The following is a 23275-nucleotide window of genomic DNA, read 5'->3' as shown; positions in this document are numbered from 1 at the left end:
TATGTGACGCATTCTTACGATTTTTGTAAGGGTGGTCTGGAGGGAGGGAAATACAAATGGCAGAAACACGTGTTCGCAAGAACGAATCCATTGATGATGCTCTTCGTCGTTTTAAAAGATCCGTTTCCAAAGATGGAACATTGGCTGAAGTTAAAAAGCGCAAGCATTATGAAAAGCCAAGCGTAAAGCGAAAGAAGAAGGCTGAGGCAGCAAGAAAGCGTAAGTTCTAAGAGAGGTGTAAGATATGAGTCTTCTTGATGCATTAAATCAAGACATGAAGCAAGCGATGAAGAACAAAGATAAGCAAAAGCTTTCTGTAATTCGTATGTTGAAGGCATCTCTTCAAAATGAGGCCATCAAACATGGACGCGAATTAAATGAGGAAGAAGAGCTCACTGTGCTTGCACGCGAGATGAAACAAAGAAAAGACTCCCTCCAAGAATTCGAAAAAGCTGGCCGCGAAGATTTAGTCGCTGGTCTTCAAGATGAAATAGCTGTTCTTACGCCATATCTTCCTAAACAGCTGACTGAAGAAGAACTTCATGAAATTGTTGCTCAAACAATTTCAGAAACTGGGGCTGCTTCTAAAGCTGATATGGGTAAAGTTATGGGTGCACTGATGCCTAAAGTTAAAGGGAAAGCCGATGGCGGTCTCGTTAACCGTATAGTGCAGCAACAATTATCATAATTGAAATTGACAAACGCTCTGTATTTATACAGGGCGTTTTCTTATTTTAAAAGCTTTTTTCGCAAATCTTTATCGTTTTATGTGAAAGTAGTTGATTTCCGTTCCAGGTGCGCGCTTTCCGCGGGGCGGGCGGTGAGCCTCCTTGGCGCTTAGCGCCATTAGGAGTCTCACCTGTCCCACTGGTCCCGCAGGAGTCTCGCACCTTGCACTCCAATCAACTTATCAATGAAGTTAAAGAAAAAATATTTTGTAAGCAACAATCTTTCAGAAAAGAACTAAGATAAGAAAGCTTTAAAACCATGAGAATGACGTCTTTAGTTTGTACTTGTCGAAAATTCGATAAATTTCTTTATGTGTGGAATTTTTGGTGATTACAATGGAATAATTCCAGATTACCATGTAAAAATTAGCTTTTACCCTGTAACAGTACTTGTACACTTTATCCACTGCTTCAATTGGTACAATGATTAGAAAACAGCCTTCTAAAATAACAACAAAGTCTGCGCAAACAACTTTTTATTGAAACTTTTCCCACAAATTAACGTAAAATAGAAGGAGAAGGGGGGATTTTCGTGAAAAGGGCCCGATTGCTGATCTATACCTTATGTTTTATATGGGGATTTTACGGTTTAATATCTAATCAGCAAGTTTTTTCAGCTGGTAAAGGGAAAACGGTAACATTTATACCTGTGGAGCATGAAGTAGAAAGAGGTCTTGAGGCTTTTTTAGAAAGAAATATTAAAAAAGCGGAAGACGATGGTACTGATCATATCGTACTCGAGATCTATACTCCAGGCGGAAGGGTAGACGCAGCAATACATATAGCAAAATTGATGAGGGAAACAGACATACCTATTACTGCCTACGTTGTGAAAAATGCTTTTTCTGCTGGTGCTTATATAGCTTTGAATGCAGATGACATCGTTATGAAACCTTCTACTACGATTGGTTCAGCTGCTGTTATAGACAGTCAGGGAAATGCAGCGGGGCAAAAAGCAGAATCAGCATGGAAGGCAGAGATGCTGGCTGCAGCAGAACTTAACGATCGGGATCCATTATATGCAGAGGCAATGGTCGATCCAGATGTTGAAATTCCAGAGCTTGAATTGAAGAAAGGTGATCTTCTGACCTTAACAGCAAGCGAAGCTTTAAAAGTAGGCTATGCTGAAAAGATTGCTGAGGATCGACAAGAACTATTAGCCTATTTAGACTTGGAAAATGCAAAGGTTTTAGAATCGGAACCAACTTTCGCTGATAAAATAGCCCGTTTTGTAACAAATCCAGTTATCGTGCCGATCCTGCTTTCTTTAGGCAGCTTAGGACTTGTACTTGAATTATACACACCAGGGTTTGGTATTGCAGGATCCATAGGAGCACTGTCATTATTTTTGTTTTTCTATGGTCATATGATAGCTGGTTTAGCAGGCTGGGAAGCAATCATTTTGTTCGTGATAGGATTTATATTAATCATAATGGAGATATTTTTGCCCGGAGGTATTATGGGCATAATTGGGGTGGTAGCCATGTTAACTGGTTTGATACTTGCAGGAGGTTCTTTATCAGGGATCCTGCTCGCGATTGCTATAGCGATAATTGTAACAATCATTGGCTCATACTTCTTCATCCGCTCGTTTGGCTATAATGGACCGCTAAAACGTTTGGTGCTCTTCGATTCAACAAGTTCTGAAAAAGGATACCTTTCCCACAGTGAGCGTATTGATCTTACCGGAAAGACAGGTATTACTGCTACACCATTACGGCCAGCGGGCAGTGTGAAAATAGATGACGAGTATATTGATGTTGTATCTGAAGGTTCTTTTATTGGAAAAAATGAAAAAGTTAAAATTGTAAAAGTTAGCGGAGGCCGTGTCGTAGTAAGGCTGGCCCAAAATAAAGAATGAATGGAGTGTGTTGTTAATGTTAGAACTTAGTTCGATTGCAAGTATTGTAATAATCGGTTTAATCGTAATTGCTTTAGCAGTATTGTTTACTTTTGTTCCGGTCATGCTTTGGATTTCTGCCTTGGCTGCAGGAGTAAGAGTAGGTATCTTTACCTTAGTAGGGATGAGATTAAGAAGGGTAATTCCAAACCGCGTCGTAAATCCATTGATTAAAGCGGTAAAAGCGGGATTAGAATTAAGTACAAATCAGCTTGAGAGTCATTATCTTGCAGGAGGAAACGTTGACCGTGTAGTAAATGCATTGATTGCTGCCCACCGTGCTAACATCGAGCTTAGCTTTGAAAGAGCGGCAGCGATCGATTTGGCTGGACGTGATGTGCTTGAAGCTGTACAGATGAGTGTTAATCCAAAAGTGATTGAAACGCCTTTTATCGCAGGTGTAGCTTTGGATGGGATTGAAGTGAAAGCTAAAGCAAGAATTACAGTAAGAGCAAATATTGACCGTCTTGTAGGTGGTGCTGGTGAAGAAACAATCATCGCCCGGGTCGGTGAAGGTATAGTTAGTACAATCGGTTCTTCTGAAACACATAAAAAAGTACTTGAGAATCCTGATATGATTTCTCAAACTGTCCTTTCAAAAGGTCTAGATGCAGGAACAGCATTTGAAATTCTTTCGATTGATATTGCTGATATTGATATCGGCAAAAATATTGGTGCAGAACTGCAAACAGATCAAGCGATGGCTGATAAGAATATAGCACAGGCAAAAGCAGAAGAAAGACGCGCGATGGCAGTTGCAAACGAACAAGAAATGAAAGCAAGAGTACAGGAAATGAGAGCCAAAGTTGTGGAAGCGGAAGCGGAAGTACCGATGGCTTTAGCAGAAGCACTTCGTTCGGGCAATATGGGCTTTATGGATTACATGAACATGAAGAACATTATGGCAGATACAACCATGAGAGAATCGATCAGTAAGTCTTCTAATCCAGATAAAGAGAACGATGATAAAGGACGGAAAATGTAAATATGAATATCATTGAAGCGATTATTGATATTCTGATAGCAAATATCGCTTTTGTCATTATTATCGCTGGCGGATTATACAGCTTCTTTAAAAGATTGAACGATACAAAGGATACGAATAAATCTGCCCCGGCTAAGCGGAAGAATGAACGGCCTAAAGAACAAGCTTCTCCATTTGGAGTTCCGCGTGAAACAGTGAGTGAGCTTGAAAGAGAGATTGCTATTTCTCCGGAAAAGAAACCCGGCAGGAAAGAGGCGATTAGTAAGCGATATGAGGAAATAAAGCAAAGCAGCAATGGATCGAATCGTTATCAGGATAAAGAAGAAGCGATTCTGGGCAGTTTTAAAGCAGATCAAAAAGAACTTCAAAAAGCGGTAATTTGGTCAGAAATTCTTTCAAAGCCCAAAGCATTGCAAAAACGAATGTAACTGAAAGCAAAACAAAGAAATAAAGTGATAGTTTGCCCCCTTCTCTCATAAAAATGGAGAGAGGGGGTTTTTTTATGGGAAAATTGCGGCAGCAAGTAAGCAAATGGATGATGCAGAACCTTGAGTTACCAGCAGACGTAGTAATGGATTTACCCCGGATCACGATGATTGGACAACTACACATTTATATAGAAAATCACAGGGGCGTAAAAGCTTTTTCCAATGAACAGCTTAAGCTCAAATTGAAGCATGGTACGCTCGTCATTTCAGGAAGAGAATTTGTCATTAAAACCATACTTCCAGAAGAGATTCTATTAGAAGGAACCATCTCTTCAGTGGATTTTGAAAACGATTAAAACTTTCTAGGATATGGAGGGACAATATGAAAAGCAAATGGGGCAATAATTTTAAAGGATATGTGAGAATAGAAATTATTGGACAAGAGTCCAGCTCTTTTATCAACACTTGTATTCAGTCAGGAATACAAATTTGGGACATCAAACCTATCGATGGTGATCGAGTACATGTATCAATCTCCGTTCCGGATGTCCAGAGAGCAAAAGCCATTTTAAAACAAAACAAGCTGAAAATTAGGATTAAGGAAAAAAAGGGAACGCCGTTTCTGCTTAAAAAAATGTGGAAAAGAAATGGATTTATGCTGGGCATGGTCTCATTTATTTTCATTCTATTTTTATTATCTAATATGATTTGGAATATTAATGTCATCGGCGCAAATCCTAAAACTGAATATGAACTTCGAAAAGCAGCATTAGAAATAGGCGTTAAAAAAGGAAAGTTTATTTTCTTGCTGCCGAATGTACGAGAGGTCCAAAGACAGCTGACAGAAAAAATGGGAAACGTTACTTGGATAGGCGTTACACAGTATGGGACATCGTATCGATTTGAAGTCGTTGAAAAAGAGATACCGAAGGAAAAACTAATTACAGGGCCGAGGCATCTCGTCGCTACTAAGCAAGCAGTTATCCATTCTTTATTCGTTGAAAAAGGACAACCAGTAGTAACTGTAAATGATTATGTTCGAAAGGGAACTTTATTAGTGTCAGGATATATAGGCAAAGAAAAGAAACCGGAACTTGTAAGTGCAAAAGGAGAGATCTTTGGTGAAGTCTGGTATGAAACCAGGGTTGAAATCCCTTTAAATACTTCTTTTCAAACGTACACAGGAAAGTTTGAAAATAGACATTATGTTTCTTTATTTGGACTAGATATTCCGATTTATGGATTTTCTGATGGAGAATTTCAGGATAAAACGGAAACACTAAATGAAAGTCCTCTATATCTGGCTAAATGGAAATTACCTGTTTCTTATATAAAAAAAGAGATCCGGGAAACTGACGGAGTAAAACGGTCTTACACGAAAGCAGAAGCTATCGAGGTCGGGAAAAAGATGGCTAAAAAAGAATTGCTTAAAAAACTGCCTGAAGATGCAAAAATTAAAGGTGAAAAAGTTTGGCAACAAAAGGTCTCGAATGGTAAAGTAAAACTAACGATGCTCTACAAAGTAATTGAAAATATTGCATCTGAACAACCTATACCTATCCAACAAGGAGAATGAGTAGTTTGTCAGAAACGAAAAGACTTAATTCATTACAACTCGAAAATACAACAGAAGCCGCATCACTCTTTGGGCCGAACGATGCCTTTTTAAAGGTTATTGAACATAAGCTCAACGTAGGTATAGTCACCCGCGGAGAAGAAATTTTAGTGACAGGGGAACTAGCGAAAGCCGAGATGGTCGAGGAAACGCTTTCCGTGTTATTGAAATTAGTGCGCAAAGGCATAAAAATATCTGAGAGGGATATTGTTTATGCAGTTCAACTCGCAGAAAAGAACATGCTGGATGAATTAAGTGAGTTATATGAAGAAGAAATAGCAGTTACAGCTAAAGGTAAGCCGATTCGTGTTAAAACGCTTGGGCAGAGGCATTACGTTCAATCTATGAGAAAGCGTGACCTCGTGTTTGGCATTGGACCAGCAGGAACGGGTAAAACCTATCTTGCAGTAGTCATGGCAGTAAATGCATTAAAAGACGGCCGGATTAAAAAAATTGTTCTGACTCGTCCTGCAGTGGAAGCAGGTGAAAGCTTAGGTTTCTTGCCAGGTGATTTAAAAGAAAAAGTTGATCCGTACTTACGCCCGCTTTACGATGCGCTGCATGATCTACTTGGGGCAGAACATACAGAGAGGCTTATCGAACGGGGAACAATTGAAATAGCACCATTAGCATACATGAGAGGCCGTACCCTGGATGAAAGCTTTGTTATTCTAGATGAAGCTCAAAATACATCCCCTGAACAAATGAAAATGTTCCTGACACGTCTTGGATTTGGATCGAAGATGGTGATTACTGGTGACCTTACCCAGATTGATCTGCCTAGAGGAAAAGAATCCGGATTAAAAGTCACCGAAAAAAGACTAGAAGGCGTTAATGGAATTGATTTTATATACTTAAAACAATTAGATGTAGTAAGACATCCGCTCGTTCAGCGGATTATTGAAGCATACGAAACATATGATAAATAAGGACTCCTGTTTCAGGAGCCCTTTTTTACTTTATATAAGTACCATATTTGTCCAACTTTTGCTAAGATTAGTATAGGATTCACAGTTTAGGGAGTGGTAGCGTTTGTCCAACTTGAAGCACATCCTTTCAAATTACTTTCGTTTAAGCGTAGCAACTGTATCATTTATCGTAATGGGGATTATTTTATTTGCTATATTAGTCAGCAATGTAACTCCTAATGTCGTCGATGTAAACGTTTATGAACGTGCTCCACGTGATATACAATCACCAATTACAATCCCATTGGAAGAACAGACAGAAGCAAGAAAAAGGCTTGCTGAAGAAAATGTGAAAAATGAATACACTTTTAACAATGACATCGCATTTGAGCAGGCTGATGCGATGAAAATCCTGATTAATACAATTATTTCAATAAATAAAACAGAAGAAAAGAAAAAAGAAGATGAACCACTATTAACACGGGAACAAAAGATTGATCAACTAGAAGATTACATAGATACTTCAGAGATTTCTGATGAGACATTTGATACATTGTTTCGTGCAAGTGAGACTGAGCTTACAAATGTAAGAAATCTTGGACCGGATGTTGTGAACAGTGTACTTGAAGAACCAATCATGGTTGAAGAGGTGGATGGAAAAAAAGATGAAGCCGTTCGATTAATCCGCGAAAACGGAAATTTGTCTTACTCCCTTAGGAATGCGACAGAGGAAATAACAAGAACTTTTATCATTGCAAATCGGACACTCGATACAGAAAAAACAAGACAAAAACGTAAAGAAGCTAGTGAAAAAGTCGAAGAAGTATTTATAAGAGAAGGGGAAGTTTTAGTTAAAAGCGGATCCGTTATCACGCCTGAAATCTACGAAAGACTTAAGAAGGTCGGCCTGCTGGATCAAGAAATGAAAACATATCCTTACTACGGGCTGTTCTTATTTGTTTTACTTGTAATGGCAGGGCTTTATTATTTTATGAAAGAAGAACGGAAGAAAGAGCATTTTAGAAAATATGTGACGATTTATGCACTGCTTTTCACTCTTACACTTGTAGTCATGAAGCTGATCAGTATCAGCACTGAAATTGGATTGAACAGTTTAATGTATCTTGTTCCTGTAGCAGCTGGTGCGATGATGATCAAGATGCTGTTTAATGAAGAACTTGCTGTTGTTTCATCTGTAATCTTTGCACTAAGTGCTGCACTGATATTTAATGAACAAACAACAGGAAACTTTAATTTCATAATGAGTTTGTATGTTTTATTTAATGCAATTTCCGGTATTGTATTCTTAGGGAAGACACAGCAGCGTTCAAAAATTCTTCAAGCCGGATTTTTCGTTTCTTTTATAGCCATCCTAACAGTAGCAAGTGTACTTTTGCTTCAGAACGGAAAATTCACATCTTGGCAGATTGGATTAGATCTTGGCTGTGCCGCTTTATCTGGTTTTATTTCAGCGGTTCTTACATTAGGATTACTGCCGGTGATTGAATCATCTTTTAACATTTTATCGGTTACAAAACTGATCGAGCTGTCAAATCCGAATCATCCAATTCTGCGAAAAGTCCTTATGGAAGCTCCTGGTACTTATCATCATAGTATTATGGTAGCAAACCTATCTGAAGCTGCATGTGAATCAATCGGTGCTAATGGGCTCCTGGCAAGGGTAGGTTCTTATTATCATGATGTTGGTAAGACAAAGCGACCGCATTTTTTCATTGAAAACCAGATGAATATGGAGAATCCGCATGATAAGATTGCACCTCAGTTAAGTAAAACAATCATCACGGCTCATCCTTATGATGGAGCGGACATGCTTAGAGCAGACAAGATACCTAAAGAGATTATTGATATAGCGGAACAGCACCATGGAACAACGCTTCTGAAATTTTTCTATCATAGGCTACTCAGTTAACGGAAAAAGAAGTTTCAGAATCCGATTTCCGTTATCCTGGACCAAAAGCACAAACGAAGGAAGTAGCAATCATAGGTATTTCTGATGCAGTAGAAGCTGCTGTTCGATCTTTAGCAAAGCCTACACCAGTAAAAATAGACACGATTATTCGAAAAATTATTAATGACAGACTTGAAGATGGCCAGTTTGATGAATGCGATCTAACCCTTAAAGAATTGGATGCCGTAGCAAAAACTTTAACAGAAACGCTTCAAGGAATATTTCATTCCAGAATCGAGTATCCAGAAGAAACGAAAAAGGTGGAAAAACAATGACATTACATGTTGAGTATTTAAATGAAGTTGACGAAAATAGTGAAGAGTTTCAAGAGTTACTAGTCAATGTACTGCAGAAGGCCGCAGAGATGGAAGAAACGGGACCGGCAGAAGTATCTGTGACGATCGTTACGAAAGAAAGGATTCAGGAAATTAATAGTGAATACAGACAAAAAGATGCCGTGACAGATGTTATCTCTTTTGCAATGGAAGAAATGGGAGAAGATGAAACAGAGATTATCGGTGGTGAAGAAACAAGGTTCCTTGGGGACATCATCATCTGTTTAGACGTTGCTAAAGAACAAGCAGAAGAATATGGACATTCGACTGAGAGAGAAATGGGATTCCTCGCCGTTCACGGATTCCTTCATCTTTTAGGATATGATCATATGAACGAAGCGGATGAAAAAGCAATGTTTGGCAGACAAGAAGAAATCTTGGAGCAGTACGGATTGAAAAGATGATCGCATGGGGAAAGTTATTCAATAGCTTTAAATTTGCTTATACAGGGATAATTAAAACATTTAAGAGTGAACAAAACTTCAGACTACACATTTTGATAAGTGTAATCGTTATCTTAACAGCGGTCACACTTGATTTTTCTGCTTTCCGCATGACAGTTTTACTCATTGTAATCGGAATTGTCCTGGCATTAGAACTCATGAATACTGCTGTTGAGAAAACAGTTGATCTAATAACTTTGGAACGTCATCCGTTGGCAAAGGAAGCGAAAGATGCTGCTGCAGGTGCGGTTTTGGTTTTTTCGATATTTGCTGTTATAATCGGTATACTGCTTTTTATAGAACCTTTATTAAGAAGCATAGAAAGTTAAGAAAAAGGTGAAATGTATTATGAACAAAGATAAATTGATGGAACAAGCAAAGAAAGCAAGAGAAAAAGCTTATGTACCTTATTCAAAATTCCAGGTTGGTGCGGCATTGCTTTCTTCTGAAGGGAAAGTTTATCATGGTGCAAATATTGAGAATGCAGCTTACAGCTTGACTTGCTGTGCTGAAAGAACCGCTTTATTTAAAGCGTATACAGAAGGCGATACCAAATTTACTGCAATTGCTGTAGTTGCTGATACAAAACGCCCTGTTCCGCCTTGTGGTGCATGCCGTCAGGTCATTTCAGAATTATGTCCTCCTGACATGCCGGTTTATTTAACAAACCTTCATGGAGACGTTCAGGAAATTGCGGTTAAGGACCTGTTGCCAGGTGCTTTTTCACCGGAGGATTTAAATGATTAAACCGGGGTATAAATCAGGATTTGTAACCATCATTGGCCGTCCAAATGTAGGCAAATCCACATTGTTAAATCAGGTGATCGGACAAAAAATCGCTATAATGAGTGATAAGCCGCAGACCACTAGAAATAAAATTCAGGCTGTTTACACAACTGAGGAAGCACAAGTGATTTTTATTGATACCCCTGGTATTCATAAGCCTAAGCATAAGCTTGGGGATTTTATGACAAGAACGGCACAGCAGACATTGAACGAGGTGGATCTTATTCTTTTCGTAATCAATGCCGAAGAAGGCTACGGCCGGGGTGATCAATTCATCATAGACAGACTGCAGCATGTACAGAACCCTGTTTTCTTAGTAGTAAATAAAATTGATAAAGTCCATCCGGATGATTTGCTGCCGCTGATTGATATGTATCGAAATAAGGTGGATGTTGCAGAAGTTGTTCCCATTTCTGCTTTAAAGGGAAATAATGTAGATACATTATTGAATCAGATTGTGTCGTATATGGAAGAGGGACCTCAATTCTATCCGGAAGATCAAGTAACAGATCATCCTGAACGATTTATAACAGCAGAATTAATACGGGAAAAAGTTCTTCATCTAACACGTGAGGAAATTCCACATTCTGTTGCTGTAGTAATCGAAGAGATGAAAGTTCGGGAAGAGAAAAATGTTGTTTTTGTAAATGCTACTATAATTGTTGAAAGATCATCTCAAAAAGGCATTATCATAGGAAAACAAGGAAAAATGCTAAAAGAGATCGGTAAAAGAGCGAGAGCTGATATCGAAACTCTATTAGGATCTAAAGTTTTTTTGGAACTCTACGTAAAAGTTCAAAATGACTGGAGAAACCGTCAGAAACAGCTTGCTGAGTTTGGTTTTAATGAGGACGATTATTAATAGTAAAAACTGTTAATTTTTCCTTCACATGAAAACAATATTTAAGGTGAACCTAGTTATATCAGGAGTAAAAACAAATAGAAAGGTGTGTCCAAACCATGAAAGAATTTACTTGGAAAGTATTCTGTGAAACGGGCAATATTGATACCTATTTGTTATACAAAGAGCTTGACCATGAAATAACAGCATTATCAGCAGTTATTCCTTATGAAGAGTCTCTAGAGGAACCTCCATTTCATTAATTAACTAAGGTGCCTTCTTAACGAGAGGGTGGTGATATACCTTGCTTTATAAAGTGGAAGGAATAGTTATTAAAACCGTTCCGTATGGAGAATCAAATACGATTATTACTCTGTACACAAAGGAACTTGGAAAAATTGGCGTGATGGCAAGAGGAGCGAAGAAGCCTAAAAGCCGCTTCACTTCCATTGCGCAACTTTTTACATACGGAATATTTGTATTTCAAAGAGGTAGAGGACTTGGAACTTTGCAGCAAGGAGAAGCATTGTCTTCCTTCCGGCATATACGCGAAGACTTGGTTAAGACAGCTTATGCGGCTTATTTGACAGAGCTTCTTGACCGGTATACATCTGAGGAAGAAATGAAACTCGACTTGTTTGGCTGGCTGAAACAATCTTTAGAATATATAAATCATGGAATTGATCCAGAGGTTATTACATTTTTATTCGAATTAAAAATAATGAAAACAGCTGGTATAGTACCTGAGCTAAGCAGATGTGTCTCATGTCATGCAGCAGAAGGGAATTTTTCTTTTTCGATTCGAGAAGGCGGTTTTCTCTGTGAAAGATGTGCCTATAAAGACCCTTATAGAATGAATATCTCTAAAGGAGCTGCCCGGCTGTTAAATATGTTTTATCATCTCGATCTCGCCAGACTTGGAAACGTGTCATTAAAAAAGGAAACCAAAAGAGAGTTGAGAATGCTTTTTGATGCCTACATGGAAGAGTATTCGGGTGTATTTATAAAATCAAAAAAGTTTTTAAAACAACTTGATGACTTAACGTGAATTCAACTGTGAAGACTTTCTTTGCAGTTTTTTTTGTTCGCATTTTCTCCTTAATGAGTTATAATAATGAAAAATAAGTATAACACATTGGATGCAGCAAAAGGTGGTGTACAAAATCGAACTAAACAAAAGGCAGCAGAAGATTATTGAGATCGTTAAGGATCACGGACCTATAACAGGAGAACAAATTGCTGACCAGCTTGATTTAACCCGGGCGACACTTCGTCCAGATCTTGCAATACTAACGATGGCAGGTTATTTGGACGCCAGACCGAGAGTAGGCTATTTTTACACGGGCAAAACAGGTTCACAGTTACTGACAGAAAAAGTGAAGAAAATTAAAGTAGCTGAATTTACCTCTATGCCAGTAGTCGTTCAAGACTCTGCAACTGTATACGAAGCAATCTGTACCATGTTCTTAGAAGATGTTGGAACACTGTTCATCATTAATAAAAACGGACATCTTGCAGGGGTTGCTTCACGAAAAGATTTATTGAGAGCAAGTATGGGGAAGCAAGAGATCAATAGTATCCCAATAAATATTATTATGACAAGAATGCCTAATATTACGTATTGTTATAAAGAAGATTTCCTGCTGGATATCGCTCACATTCTGATTGAAAAGCAAATTGACGGGCTTCCTGTAGTGAAACGTTCTCAGAATGAGAGCGGACTAGAGGTAGTTGGAAGAATTACTAAAACTAATATTACTAAGGCTTTTGTGGAACTTGCTCACGACGAAATACTTTAATAAATGGGGAGGCCAATATGACAGGACGTCCAATCGTATATGTCGTTTCAGATTCAGTTGGAGAAACGGCAGAACTGGTTGTAAAAGCGGCTGCTAGCCAATTTAATTCAAATGGAATAGAGATAAAGAGGGTTCCCTACGTAGAAGACAAAGAAACAATCGATGAAGTCATTTCTTTAGCAAAGGATCACAATGGTATCATTGCATATACTTTGGTTGTTCCCGAAATTAGCGAATATGTAGCTAAGCAGGCTGCTGCTAACGGAATACCCACAGTGGATATTATGGGACCTATTATGAATCAGCTGCAATCCAGGCTTAATCAAGTACCGAGATATGAACCTGGGGTTGTACATAAACTGGATGATGAATACTTCAGAAAAGTTGAAGCTATAGAATTTGCAGTCAAGTATGATGACGGAAGAGATCCGAGGGGAATTTTAAAAGCCGATGTTGTACTAATTGGTGTTTCAAGAACTTCAAAAACACCGCTCTCTCAATATCTAGCTCATAAGCGTCTAAAAGTGGCTAACGTACCTATTGTTCCTGAAGTGGAACCGCCGGAAGAATTATTTAAAGTTTCGCCTAATAAATGTTTTGGGCTAAAAATAACTCCGGAAAAGTTAAATGATATTCGCAGAGAGCGCTTGAAAGCATTAGGACTGAATTCAGAAGCTAACTATGCAAATATGGAAAGAATAAAACAAGAACTCATTTATTTTAATAAGGTTGTAGACCGAATTGGCTGCAGAGTAGTGGAGGTATCCAATAAGGCTGTTGAGGAATCAGCTAACGTCATATACAATCTTTTTCAAGGCAAATCCTATAAATAAAAGCGCAAATTTCTGCGCTTTTTTTATTTCGATCTTTTTACTGGTAAAATCATTCCGTTTTTATTATAATATTACATTGTGATTAAAAATAAAAAGTTTGACTAAAATAGTGATACATTCAGAATGCATTTTTTATGTAAATGCCAGCAAATAAAGGAGAATCACTGGAAAAGTAGAACATAAAAATATGGAAAAATTCAAAGCTGATATATATGTAGATGCAGATGCTTGTCCTGTAGTGATAAAAGAAGAGATTAATAATTATTCAAAGGTGTTTCGATTTGAACCTATTTTTGTGACTTCATTTGCACATGCAAGCCATACAGACCAACCTGGACGCTGGATTCTTGTAGATGCCCGGCCAGAGGAAGTGGACATGTACATACATAATCATTCTAAAAAAAATGACATTGTGGTAACCCAAGATCATGCTCTTGCAAGTTTGCTTATTCCAAAAGGGGTTTATGTTATCACCCCAAGAGGGAAACATTTTCAAGAGAATGAAATGGAAAGAGTGCTGCATGAACGCTATCTGTCGGCAAAAGCAAGACGCTCAGGAAAACATTCTAAAGGGCCAGCTAAATTCACAAAGGAGGATGCAGAAAGATTCGGTTCAGTTTTTTGTGAAATCCTGTCGAATGTTGAAGGAAAATAGACTTGGGGCACGAATATATATCTAGTGTCAAAAGAAACAAGAATTTTGTGGTGGTAATATGGAACGTATACCAGAGGATTTAATTGAAAAAGTCAGGTCATCAAGCGATATTGTAGATGTGATAAGTGATTATGTTCCTTTAAAAAAGCAAGGACGAAATTATTTTGGTTTATGCCCGTTTCATGGAGAGAAATCACCTTCGTTTTCTGTATCACCGGAAAAACAAATCTATCACTGCTTCGGATGCGGAGCAGGAGGGAATGTTTTCTCTTTTCTAATGAATATCGAAGGATATTCATTCATTGAAGCCGTAACTCAACTCGGAAAAAAGAATTCGATTGAACTGCCTCAAATACATCAGCAAAATTACTCCTTAAAAAGTACTGACGAAAAAAGAAAAATGGCTGATATTCATGAGTTGCTGGCTAAGCTGTACCATCATTGCCTTCTCCATACTAAGCAAGGAAGACCAGCACTGGACTATCTGGAAAACAGAGGTTTTACACGAGAGTCTATCGAACGCTTTCAAATAGGCTTTGCTCCTGATTCATGGGAAACAGCTTCACAATTTATTCAGAAACGTGAATTGGATATGACTCTTGCTGAGAAAGCGGGATTGATTGGAAAGCGGCAGTCAGATGGAAAACCTTATGACCGTTTTCGAAACAGGGTCATGTTCCCGATATGGGACCGTACTGGTGCTGTAGTTGCTTTTGGAGGAAGAGTTTTAGATGGGAACGATGAACCGAAGTACTTAAACAGCCCAGAATCAAAAATTTTTCAAAAAGGTAAAACTCTTTATGGTTTGAACCTATCCAGAGCAGACATCAGACAAAAACAGCATGCTGTTGTTTTTGAAGGCTATGTAGATACCATTGCCGCTTTCAGAGCGGGTGTTACAAATGGAGTTGCAACGCTGGGTACTTCATTAACTGAGGATCATGCTTCAATATTGAGAAGAAATGTTCAATCTGTCACAATCTGTTATGATTCTGACCGAGCAGGTGTTGAAGCCGCTTTTCGTGCATCAGAAATACTGACGAAACAAGGCTGTACAGTTAAAATCTCGCAGATGCCAGATGGAATGGACCCCGATGACTATATCTCCAAATATGGAGGCGAATCATTCCAAAAAGATATAATAGGGGCTAGTCTTACAGTTATGGCATTTAAAATACAATACTATAGACGCGGTAAAAACCTTCGTGATGAAGGAGAACGGATGATCTATATCGAAGAGATTATCAGCGAAATAGCCCGTCTTCCAAAAGCGGTTGAAAGAGATCACTATCTCCGTCAGATCGCTTCAGAATTTAATTTGTCATTAGACGCATTAAAACAACAGCAAATTCAGACTTTCAAGCAGCAGCAAAAGTCAAAGGATAACAGCCCAAAAAAGCGGGATAATAATTTTAGAATACAAACACTTTTGCAGAAGTCTTTATTGCCAAAAAATTTAAATGCTGAAAGAATTGTTCTAGCTCACATGCTTAAAAGCGAAGAAACAGCTTTTCTAATACAGGAAAAGCTTGAAACGGGCTTTAATGTAGAAGAACATAATGCAATCGCTGCCTATCTGTATGCCTTTTATGAAGAAGGAAATAAACCCAATGTAGGGTTGTTCATGCAGCGGATTGACGATGACAAATTAAGAAAACTAGCATCAGAATTAGCAATGCTCACAATCAGTGATGAAATGAATGAAGTTGAGCTTGCAGATTATATTCGAATTATTTCTAGCTATCCATTATTGCGGGAGATACAAGAAAAAGAGAAACAGCAGGAAAACGCAATAAGAAGGAATGAAATAAAACTGGCAGCCCAAATTGCCCAAGAAATTATGAGAATGAAAAGATCTCTAAAATAATCGGGACGCAGGATGGTTGAAGTTTTGGAAGGAGGGGATCGAATGGCTGAGAAACCAAACCGTCAAGGGACGGAAGGCGATTTAACCATCGATCAAGTTAAAGAACAATTAGTTGAAGCCGGTAAAAAGCGAGGTCGGCTGACATATACAGAAATTACAGGCAAGCTTGCTCCATTTGAACAAGATTCAGATCAAATGGATGAATTCTATCATTATCTTGAGGAACAAGGGGTTGAGGTAGCAGAAGCCTCAGAAGATTCAGATGATGAAGATGATCCAAAGTTCGAAATGGAAAAAGACGAGGAAGAATTTGATTTAAATGATCTTAGTGTTCCTCCTGGAGTTAAAATTAATGACCCAGTACGTATGTATCTTAAGGAAATCGGTCGTGTTGACCTGCTTTCTGCAGATGAAGAAATTGAACTCGCTAAAAGAATCGAAAATGGCGATGAAGAAGCAAAACGCCGTTTGGCAGAAGCAAACTTGCGACTTGTTGTAAGTATCGCAAAACGTTATGTCGGGCGCGGAATGCTGTTCCTGGATCTAATCCAAGAAGGTAACATGGGATTGATCAAAGCCGTAGAAAAATTCGATTACGATAAAGGGTTTAAATTCAGTACGTATGCGACATGGTGGATTAGACAGGCTATTACCCGTGCAATCGCTGACCAAGCTCGCACAATTCGTATCCCGGTTCATATGGTTGAAACAATCAACAAACTAATTCGTGTTCAGCGCCAGCTTCTCCAAGACTTAGGCCGTGAACCTTCTCCTGAAGAAATTGGAGCAGAGATGGAGCTTACACCAGAAAAAGTTCGTGAAATCTTAAAAATTGCCCAAGAGCCCGTTTCATTAGAAACACCAATTGGTGAAGAAGATGACTCTCATTTAGGTGATTTTATTGAAGATCAGGATGCACTTGCTCCATCTGAAGCAGCGGCGTACGAATTATTAAAAGAACAGTTAGAGGATGTTTTAGATACTCTAACTGACCGTGAAGAAAACGTTCTTCGACTGCGTTTTGGTCTAGATGATGGACGAACACGCACTCTTGAAGAAGTAGGTAAAGTTTTCGGAGTTACCCGGGAACGTATTCGTCAGATTGAAGCAAAAGCACTTCGTAAGCTCCGCCATCCAAGCAGAAGCAAACGTTTAAAAGATTTCCTAGAATAGAAAGCTTGCCATTTATGGCAGGCTTTTTTTATTTGATTTTATTTTACTGATTATTCCACTTCAATGCAAACACCTCAAAATATCAATTATTAAATCAGTTTACTCGCAATTCCTAACATTTCCTTATGTATTCTACTCATTAATAAATATAAAAATCGTTTAAATCTTGTAAAAATTCAGCCTTTATATCTATAATAAGTATGAAAGCGTATACAATAGAGAGTAAATTAATTTTAAAAGGGTGGGAAACAGCCATGAATTTTACTTTAACAGAAGAGCAATTAATGATTCAGAAAATGATGCGGGAATTTGCTGACGAAGTGGTAGCACCGGGTGCGGAGGTAAGAGACAAAAATAAAGAATTCCCTGTGGAGATTTTCCAAAAGCTTTCTAAGCTTGGTATGATGGGACTTCCTTTTCCTGAGGAGTATGGAGGCGGCGGAGCTGATACGATCAGTTTTGCGATTGCCGTTGAAGAATTAAGCCGTGCTTGCGGTTCTACAGGTATTACATATTCAGCACACGTTTCTTTAGGGGGAGCACCTTTAAATTTATTTGGTACGCATGAGCAAAAGGAAAAGTATCTGACACCAATTTGTACAGGTGAATCTTTCGGAGCATTCGGGCTGACAGAGCCAAACGCTGGATCTGATGCTGGAGGTACAGAAACTACAGCTGTATTAGAAAATGGTGAATGGATCATTAATGGAAGCAAGTGTTATATAACGAACGCAAGCTATGCAAAACACTTGGCACTAACGGCAATCACTAATAGAAATGGCAGTAATAAAGAAATCTCTGCGATTATCGTTCCTACAGACGCAAAAGGTTTTAAAGTAATAGACAACTACGAAAAAATGGGGCTTCATTCTTCGAACACTACAGAACTTTTTATGGAAGATGTAATTGTTCCAGAAGAGAACTTATTAGGAAAGCGCGGAGACGGCTTTAAACAGTTCCTTGTAACTCTTGATGGTGGAAGAATAGGGATTGGTGCTATGGCAGTAGGGATCGCTCAAGCAGCCTATGAGAAGGCGCTGACATACGCTAAGGAACGAAAGCAATTTGGAAGATCGATCTCAAAGTTTCAGGCAATTCAATTCAAGCTGGCTGATATGGCAATGAAAATTGAACTGGCAAGAATGATGGTGTACAAAGCAGCATGGCTGAAAGACCAAGGCAAAAAGTTTTCAAAAGAAGCATCTATGGCAAAATTATATGCATCTGAAGCTTGTATGCAAATTTGTTCTGAATCAGTACAAATTCATGGCGGAAATGGGTATATGAGAGATTATCATGTTGAACGCTACTTCAGAGATGCGAAGCTTCTTGAGATTGGAGAGGGGACATCTGAGGTTCAGCGTATCGTAATCGCGAGAGAGATTGGCTGCTGATTTTCATAATTTTATATGATGGGGTGAATTATGGCTGAGTTATTGAAAGTAACTGTTGGAGATTGTTTAAAGGAACAAGCACAGAAGAACAAGGCACAAGAAGCCATTGTTTACAGTAAACTTGGAATTCGCTACACCTATCAGGAATTTTATGAATTAACAACAAAAGTTGCAAAAGGCTTAATGGCTATGGGAATCAAAAAAGGCGATCATATTGCTGTGTGGGCTACAAATGTTCCGGAATGGCTGCTTCTGCAATTTGGTTCTGCAAGGGCTGGAGCTGTTTTAGTTACGGTGAACACGAATTATCAAAGTGCAGAACTAGACTATCTGCTAAAACAATCTGACTCAAAAGCTTTATTTTTCATAGAAGAATTCCGAACAACTTCTTATAGAAAAATGATTGACTCTGTTAAGGAAAGATTAGCAGAGTTTCCGCATTTGAAACATTTTGTTCAAATCGATCATAGTTCTTCTTCAAGTTACGATACGTTTCAGCAAATGTTAGCAGCAGGTGAAGCTATTTCTGATGAAGAGCTTCAGGAAAGAGAGAGTTCCCTTCATTATGATGACGTTATTAATATGCAATATACCTCTGGAACAACTGGATTTCCTAAAGGTGTAATGCTTACACATAACAACATTGTAAACAATGCACGCCAAATTGCTGATAGCATGAATTTAACAAGTGCTGACAGATTGTGTATACCCGTTCCGTTCTTTCATTGCTTTGGATGTGTTCTTGGAACGCTGGCAGCTGTATCCGTTGGTGCGACGATGGTTCCAATCGTTCAATTTGATCCTAAAGAAGTTTTAGAGACAGTGGAAAAAGAAAAATGTACCGGGTTGCATGGGGTTCCTACGATGTTCATAGCGGAACTGAACCTTCCTGACTTCGATACTTATGATGTGAGTACACTGAGAACCGGAATAATGGCCGGGTCCCCTTGTCCGATAGAAGTGATGAAGAAAGTGATCGATAAAATGGGTATGAGTGAGATTACAATTGCTTATGGTCAAACAGAAGCTTCTCCTGTTATCACGCAAACAAGAACGGATGATCCAATCGAAAGAAGAGTAGAAACTGTTGGTAAGAAGCATGCACAGGTAGAAACAAAAATCGTTAATCCGATAACTAATGAAGAAGTAAAAACAGGTGAACAAGGGGAGCTATGCACAAGAGGCTATCACGTTATGAAAGGGTATTACAAAATGCCTGAAGCGACAAAAGAGGCCATAGACAGTGATGGTTGGCTGCATACAGGTGATTTAGCCACTGTAGATAGTGATGGCTATTACAGAATAACCGGTCGCTTAAAAGACATGATTATCCGGGGAGGAGAGAATGTCTATCCAAGGGAAGTTGAGGAATTTCTTTATTCTCACCCAGCAATTTTAGATGTGCAAGTTATTGGCGTACCCCATAAAAAGTTTGGCGAAAAAGTAGCAGCCTGTATACAGTTAAAAGAAGGTCAATCAATATCATCGGATGAACTTAAAAATTACTGCAAAGGCCAAATAGCTAATTTTAAGATACCTGAATACTTTTTATTTATTGATGAGTATCCGATGACAGCTTCAGGGAAAATACAAAAATACAAACTTAGAGAACAAGCATTAGAGGCTCTATCTGTAACCCATGAATAGCCACCAGTTGTGTGGCTATTTTTCTTTAGGGAGTATATTTTTACGGCTGTTATTGTAAACTTTGTTGCTATTAACTTTTGTATGGCTAATGAACATGGTTGAGAATAAAGTATAAGTGCAGATCAGGGGAAATGCTTCGGACATTATCTAACCTAATTTTCTTTATAAATTCTGTAATATCTTGTGACAAAACTGGGAAAAATATAGTTTGCCCTTCCCAAGTAAACGCTTTTAAAGTACAATAGGTTATGGATTGTTAACCAATACATAGTAAGTTTTTAAAGACAAACAACAAATGTGCTGTACAGAAGAAGGAGGAATTTGAATGAAACGTAATCCACTCATTCCTTTTGCCATTATAGGAGTTATTGGAATTGTTCTTATGCTAACAATGGGCGGATATGGTATCAACAAGATTCATCAAGCAAGCCAGGATAAAGAAAAGGCTGCTATGGATCCTGAAGCTATTTTCAAACAGAACTGTGCTTCATGCCACGGACAAAATCTTGAAGGCGCATCGGGTCCGGCTCTCGATAAAATTGGCGGGAAATACTCAGAAGAAGAGATCGCCGATATCGTAAAAAATGGTAAGCCTGGTGGAATGCCTGCTGGTGTTGTTAAAGGTGAAGAAGCAAAAATAGTAGTGAAATGGCTCGCAGAAAAAAAATAAAATAAAAAAGAGCTTCTTGTTTTTTTTGGACAAGAAGCTTTTTTCATTGAACTTTGCAATAAATGCTGAGGAAGAGAAATACTATACTATTGAAAATTAAAGCGGTGATAAAAAATGAATTCTGAAAAACTATCTCAAAGGCTTGAAAAAGTTTCAAATTATGTATTGCAGGGATCTGTACTTGCTGATATCGGATCAGATCACGCTTACCTGCCTTGTTATTTAGGTCTTAAAAAGAAGATCAAAAAAGGAATTGCGGGCGAGATAACTGAAGGTCCATATTTATCAGCAAAAGAGCAAGTAGTGCTAGATGGATTATCCGATATTATTGAAGTTAGGAAAGGAGATGGACTTTCCGTCCTTAAAGAGAATGAAGCAGAAGTTGTAACAATCTGCGGCATGGGCGGATCTCTTATTACTTCAATCCTCGAGAAAGGCAAGGATAAACTTGGTAATGCAAAAAGGTTAGTTCTGCAGCCAAACATCGGTGCTAAAAACGTGAGAAATTGGCTTTTAAAAGAAAAATGGGTACTTTCTGCTGAAGATATTATAAAAGAAGATGGTAAAATCTATGAAGTACTTGTTGCAGACCGGTCTGGTGAACAGCCATATACAAATAATATTGAAGCTGAACTGTTATTTGGTCCATTCTTATTAAAACTTCAAAATGTAGCGTTTAAGGAAAAATGGGCTGGGGAAGTGAGACAATGGAAGGCTATCTTAGCCCAGATGGAAAAAAGCCAGGGGACAGCTGCCGAAACAAAAAGAAAAGAGCTGTTAGATCATATTAATCTTGCAGAGGAGTGGATCGATTGAACAAAGCAGCAAACGGACAGTTTGTTATTTCACTTTTAGAAAGCTTCGCACCAAAAAAACTGGCAGTTGAAGGTGACCCAATCGGATTGCAAATTGGGTCATTAAACCGTCCGGTCAAAAAAGTAATGATAGCGCTGGATGTTCTTGAAAATGTTGTCGATGAAGCAATTGAAAATGAAGCAGATATGATCATCGCTCATCATCCCCTGCTGTATAGACCATTAAAGAAAATTGATACGAGTACGTCTCAAGGTAGAGTCATTGAAAAGCTGATCAAGAACGATATTACAGTTTATGCCGCTCATACGAACCTCGATGTAACAGCTTCAGGAGTTAACGAATGGCTCTCAGAGCGATTAGAACTTAGTCAAACTGAGGTTTTAGCCCCTACATATGAAGAACAGCTAATTAAACTATCCGTTTTTGTCCCATCTTCACATGAAGAAGCTGTGAGACAAGCACTAGGCGATGCAGGGGCAGGGCATATCGGAAATTATAGTCATTGCAGCTTTTCATCAAGTGGATGGGGAACTTTTACACCGCTAGAAGGCACAAATCCATACATTGGAGAGCAAGGAAAACTAGAGCGAACAGAAGAAGTGAAGATCGAATCTGTTTTTCCTGTTTCAATCCAGAATTCAGTTTTATCCGCAATGAAAAATTCTCACCCATATGAAGAAGTAGCTTTTGATCTATATCCGCTCCTCAACAAAGGAAACGAACTTGGAATTGGAAAGATCGGAAAGTTGAATAGAGAGATGAGTATTGAAGAATTTGTTCAGCATGTTAAAAATGTTTTTGGAATCTCGGGTGTTCGGGTGATTAAAGGGCACAATCACCTTATAAAAAAAGTTGCGGTTGTTGGCGGAGATGGCAACAAATACATTTATCCTGCTGTCAGACAAGGGGCGGATGTTTTAGTAACGGGAGATATTTATTATCATAACGCTCATGATGCTCAAGCAGAGGGTCTGACTATAATTGATGCTGGCCATCATATTGAAGAAATAATGAAAAGGGAACTTAAAATCGTTCTTGAGAAAGAACTTTCAGATAGAAAGTACGATACAGTTGTTATAGAATCCACTATTAATACTGAGCCTTTTACGTTTATGTAATTAACCGTTTTCTAAAACATACTTTCTAATAGAATGTTGGTTCATTGAATAATTGAATGGAGCGAAAGATGCGAGACTGCAGCTATGCCCGGTTCTCAGGAAATTTACGGAACGTGTTCTTATATTTTTTGCACGTTCGTTCAAACTCATTGAGTTCGCTCAAAATTTCCGAGTTACACTCAAGATTTTCTGGCTACGCTCAAAGAATACATTAGTTTCGCTTAAAATCTTCTTCTTTCGCTCAAAGTAACTAAAAAGGAGTGCGGACTCAAGAGGTTCACCGCTAGCCCCGCGAACTATCAACTGTAGTAGAGATCAGCCACTCCTCATAACTGCATTTTACGAAAAAAACCATGTAAAAAAAG

Annotated in this window: 25 protein-coding genes; all 25 read left to right on the top strand. The window is 38.5% G+C overall.

Annotated features, from left to right (window positions below; translation table 11 throughout):
- Positions 1-56 precede the first annotated feature (56 nt).
- A complete protein-coding gene (gene rpsU, locus UN64_RS00125; protein WP_007202240.1) occupies positions 57-230 on the top strand; it encodes a 30S ribosomal protein S21 in 174 nt (57 codons plus the stop codon).
- Positions 231-244: 14 nt separating this feature from the next.
- A complete protein-coding gene (locus UN64_RS00120; protein ID WP_077359103.1) occupies positions 245-688 on the top strand; it encodes a GatB/YqeY domain-containing protein in 444 nt (147 codons plus the stop codon).
- A gap of 566 nt (positions 689-1254) precedes the next feature.
- Positions 1255-2589, top strand: coding sequence for an NfeD family protein (locus UN64_RS00115; RefSeq protein ID WP_425590091.1), 1335 nt, complete (start codon positions 1255-1257; stop codon positions 2587-2589).
- 16 nt (positions 2590-2605) lie between these two features.
- On the top strand, positions 2606-3613 hold the full coding sequence (gene floA / locus UN64_RS00110; RefSeq protein WP_066291082.1) for a flotillin-like protein FloA: 1008 nt from the start codon (positions 2606-2608) through the stop codon (positions 3611-3613).
- Positions 3614-3615: 2 nt separating this feature from the next.
- The gene (locus UN64_RS00105; RefSeq protein WP_077359101.1) at positions 3616-4041 is read left to right on the top strand and encodes a hypothetical protein; all 426 of its coding nucleotides are present in this window, start codon (positions 3616-3618) and stop codon (positions 4039-4041) included.
- Between the two features lie 74 nt (positions 4042-4115).
- Positions 4116-4397: a sporulation protein YqfC gene (gene yqfC, locus UN64_RS00100; protein WP_077359100.1), complete on the top strand. Its 282-nt coding sequence runs from the start codon at positions 4116-4118 to the stop codon at positions 4395-4397.
- Between the two features lie 26 nt (positions 4398-4423).
- A complete protein-coding gene (gene yqfD / locus UN64_RS00095) occupies positions 4424-5617 on the top strand; it encodes a sporulation protein YqfD (RefSeq protein WP_077359099.1) in 1194 nt (397 codons plus the stop codon).
- 5 nt (positions 5618-5622) lie between these two features.
- Entirely contained in the window at positions 5623-6585 is a 963-nt protein-coding gene (locus UN64_RS00090; protein ID WP_077359098.1) for a PhoH family protein, read from the top strand.
- A 103-nt stretch (positions 6586-6688) separates the two neighbouring features.
- Complete coding sequence (locus tag UN64_RS00085) at positions 6689-8494, top strand: HD family phosphohydrolase (RefSeq protein ID WP_077359097.1); 1806 nt, start codon at positions 6689-6691, stop codon at positions 8492-8494.
- A 310-nt stretch (positions 8495-8804) separates the two neighbouring features.
- On the top strand, positions 8805-9272 hold the full coding sequence (gene ybeY / locus UN64_RS00080; protein WP_077359096.1) for an rRNA maturation RNase YbeY: 468 nt from the start codon (positions 8805-8807) through the stop codon (positions 9270-9272).
- On the top strand, positions 9269-9640 hold the full coding sequence (locus tag UN64_RS00075) for a diacylglycerol kinase family protein (RefSeq protein WP_077359095.1): 372 nt from the start codon (positions 9269-9271) through the stop codon (positions 9638-9640). The genes ybeY and UN64_RS00075 overlap by 4 nt, the downstream gene beginning before the upstream one ends.
- 19 nt (positions 9641-9659) lie before the next feature.
- Entirely contained in the window at positions 9660-10058 is a 399-nt protein-coding gene (locus tag UN64_RS00070; protein ID WP_077359094.1) for a cytidine deaminase, read from the top strand.
- A complete protein-coding gene (gene era, locus UN64_RS00065) occupies positions 10051-10959 on the top strand; it encodes a GTPase Era (protein ID WP_077359093.1) in 909 nt (302 codons plus the stop codon). Before UN64_RS00070 ends, era begins: the two co-directional genes overlap by 8 nt.
- Before the next feature lie 98 nt (positions 10960-11057).
- A complete protein-coding gene (locus UN64_RS00060; protein WP_077359092.1) occupies positions 11058-11201 on the top strand; it encodes a YqzL family protein in 144 nt (47 codons plus the stop codon).
- Positions 11202-11242: 41 nt separating this feature from the next.
- Positions 11243-11986 (top strand): DNA repair protein RecO, encoded by a 744-nt coding sequence (gene recO, locus UN64_RS00055; RefSeq protein ID WP_077359091.1) that lies wholly within the window; start codon positions 11243-11245, stop codon positions 11984-11986.
- A gap of 103 nt (positions 11987-12089) precedes the next feature.
- On the top strand, positions 12090-12737 hold the full coding sequence (gene ccpN, locus UN64_RS00050; RefSeq protein WP_066291053.1) for a transcriptional regulator CcpN: 648 nt from the start codon (positions 12090-12092) through the stop codon (positions 12735-12737).
- Between the two features lie 17 nt (positions 12738-12754).
- Positions 12755-13570, top strand: a complete 816-nt coding sequence (locus UN64_RS00045; protein ID WP_077359090.1) for a pyruvate, water dikinase regulatory protein — start codon at positions 12755-12757, stop codon at positions 13568-13570.
- A gap of 187 nt (positions 13571-13757) precedes the next feature.
- The gene (locus UN64_RS00040) at positions 13758-14225 is read left to right on the top strand and encodes a YaiI/YqxD family protein (RefSeq protein WP_077359089.1); all 468 of its coding nucleotides are present in this window, start codon (positions 13758-13760) and stop codon (positions 14223-14225) included.
- A gap of 58 nt (positions 14226-14283) precedes the next feature.
- Positions 14284-16092: a DNA primase gene (dnaG, locus tag UN64_RS00035; protein WP_077359088.1), complete on the top strand. Its 1809-nt coding sequence runs from the start codon at positions 14284-14286 to the stop codon at positions 16090-16092.
- A gap of 42 nt (positions 16093-16134) precedes the next feature.
- Positions 16135-17265 carry an RNA polymerase sigma factor RpoD gene (gene rpoD, locus UN64_RS00030; RefSeq protein ID WP_077359087.1) on the top strand — a complete coding sequence of 377 codons (1131 nt, stop codon included), beginning with the start codon at positions 16135-16137 and terminating at the stop codon, positions 17263-17265.
- Positions 17266-17519: 254 nt separating this feature from the next.
- Complete coding sequence (locus UN64_RS00025; RefSeq protein WP_077359086.1) at positions 17520-18659, top strand: acyl-CoA dehydrogenase family protein; 1140 nt, start codon at positions 17520-17522, stop codon at positions 18657-18659.
- A gap of 30 nt (positions 18660-18689) precedes the next feature.
- Positions 18690-20306, top strand: coding sequence for an AMP-binding protein (locus tag UN64_RS00020; RefSeq protein ID WP_077359085.1), 1617 nt, complete (start codon positions 18690-18692; stop codon positions 20304-20306).
- A 325-nt stretch (positions 20307-20631) separates the two neighbouring features.
- Positions 20632-20976 (top strand): cytochrome c550, encoded by a 345-nt coding sequence (gene cccA / locus UN64_RS00015; protein ID WP_066291035.1) that lies wholly within the window; start codon positions 20632-20634, stop codon positions 20974-20976.
- A gap of 114 nt (positions 20977-21090) precedes the next feature.
- Positions 21091-21792, top strand: coding sequence for a tRNA (adenine(22)-N(1))-methyltransferase (locus UN64_RS00010; RefSeq protein ID WP_077359084.1), 702 nt, complete (start codon positions 21091-21093; stop codon positions 21790-21792).
- Positions 21789-22910, top strand: a complete 1122-nt coding sequence (locus UN64_RS00005) for a Nif3-like dinuclear metal center hexameric protein (protein WP_077359083.1) — start codon at positions 21789-21791, stop codon at positions 22908-22910. Before UN64_RS00010 ends, UN64_RS00005 begins: the two co-directional genes overlap by 4 nt.
- Positions 22911-23275: the final 365 nt, after the last annotated feature.

The sequence above is a fragment of the Fictibacillus arsenicus genome (assembly GCF_001999465.1).
Classification (GTDB): Bacteria; Bacillota; Bacilli; order Bacillales; family Fictibacillaceae; genus Fictibacillus; species Fictibacillus arsenicus.
This window is presented reverse-complemented; position numbering and strand designations above follow the sequence as displayed.

Coding starts and splice junctions, on each gene's coding strand:
- rpsU (WP_007202240.1), top strand. CDS start 57: ATGGCAGAAACACGTGTTCGCAAGAACGAATCCATTGATGATGCTCTT.
- UN64_RS00120 (WP_077359103.1), top strand. CDS start 245: ATGAGTCTTCTTGATGCATTAAATCAAGACATGAAGCAAGCGATGAAG.
- floA (WP_066291082.1), top strand. CDS start 2,606: ATGTTAGAACTTAGTTCGATTGCAAGTATTGTAATAATCGGTTTAATC.
- UN64_RS00105 (WP_077359101.1), top strand. CDS start 3,616: ATGAATATCATTGAAGCGATTATTGATATTCTGATAGCAAATATCGCT.
- yqfC (WP_077359100.1), top strand. CDS start 4,116: ATGGGAAAATTGCGGCAGCAAGTAAGCAAATGGATGATGCAGAACCTT.
- yqfD (WP_077359099.1), top strand. CDS start 4,424: ATGAAAAGCAAATGGGGCAATAATTTTAAAGGATATGTGAGAATAGAA.
- ybeY (WP_077359096.1), top strand. CDS start 8,805: ATGACATTACATGTTGAGTATTTAAATGAAGTTGACGAAAATAGTGAA.
- UN64_RS00075 (WP_077359095.1), top strand. CDS start 9,269: ATGATCGCATGGGGAAAGTTATTCAATAGCTTTAAATTTGCTTATACA.
- UN64_RS00070 (WP_077359094.1), top strand. CDS start 9,660: ATGAACAAAGATAAATTGATGGAACAAGCAAAGAAAGCAAGAGAAAAA.
- era (WP_077359093.1), top strand. CDS start 10,051: ATGATTAAACCGGGGTATAAATCAGGATTTGTAACCATCATTGGCCGT.
- UN64_RS00060 (WP_077359092.1), top strand. CDS start 11,058: ATGAAAGAATTTACTTGGAAAGTATTCTGTGAAACGGGCAATATTGAT.
- UN64_RS00045 (WP_077359090.1), top strand. CDS start 12,755: ATGACAGGACGTCCAATCGTATATGTCGTTTCAGATTCAGTTGGAGAA.
- UN64_RS00040 (WP_077359089.1), top strand. CDS start 13,758: ATGGAAAAATTCAAAGCTGATATATATGTAGATGCAGATGCTTGTCCT.
- dnaG (WP_077359088.1), top strand. CDS start 14,284: ATGGAACGTATACCAGAGGATTTAATTGAAAAAGTCAGGTCATCAAGC.
- rpoD (WP_077359087.1), top strand. CDS start 16,135: ATGGCTGAGAAACCAAACCGTCAAGGGACGGAAGGCGATTTAACCATC.
- UN64_RS00025 (WP_077359086.1), top strand. CDS start 17,520: ATGAATTTTACTTTAACAGAAGAGCAATTAATGATTCAGAAAATGATG.
- UN64_RS00020 (WP_077359085.1), top strand. CDS start 18,690: ATGGCTGAGTTATTGAAAGTAACTGTTGGAGATTGTTTAAAGGAACAA.
- cccA (WP_066291035.1), top strand. CDS start 20,632: ATGAAACGTAATCCACTCATTCCTTTTGCCATTATAGGAGTTATTGGA.
- UN64_RS00010 (WP_077359084.1), top strand. CDS start 21,091: ATGAATTCTGAAAAACTATCTCAAAGGCTTGAAAAAGTTTCAAATTAT.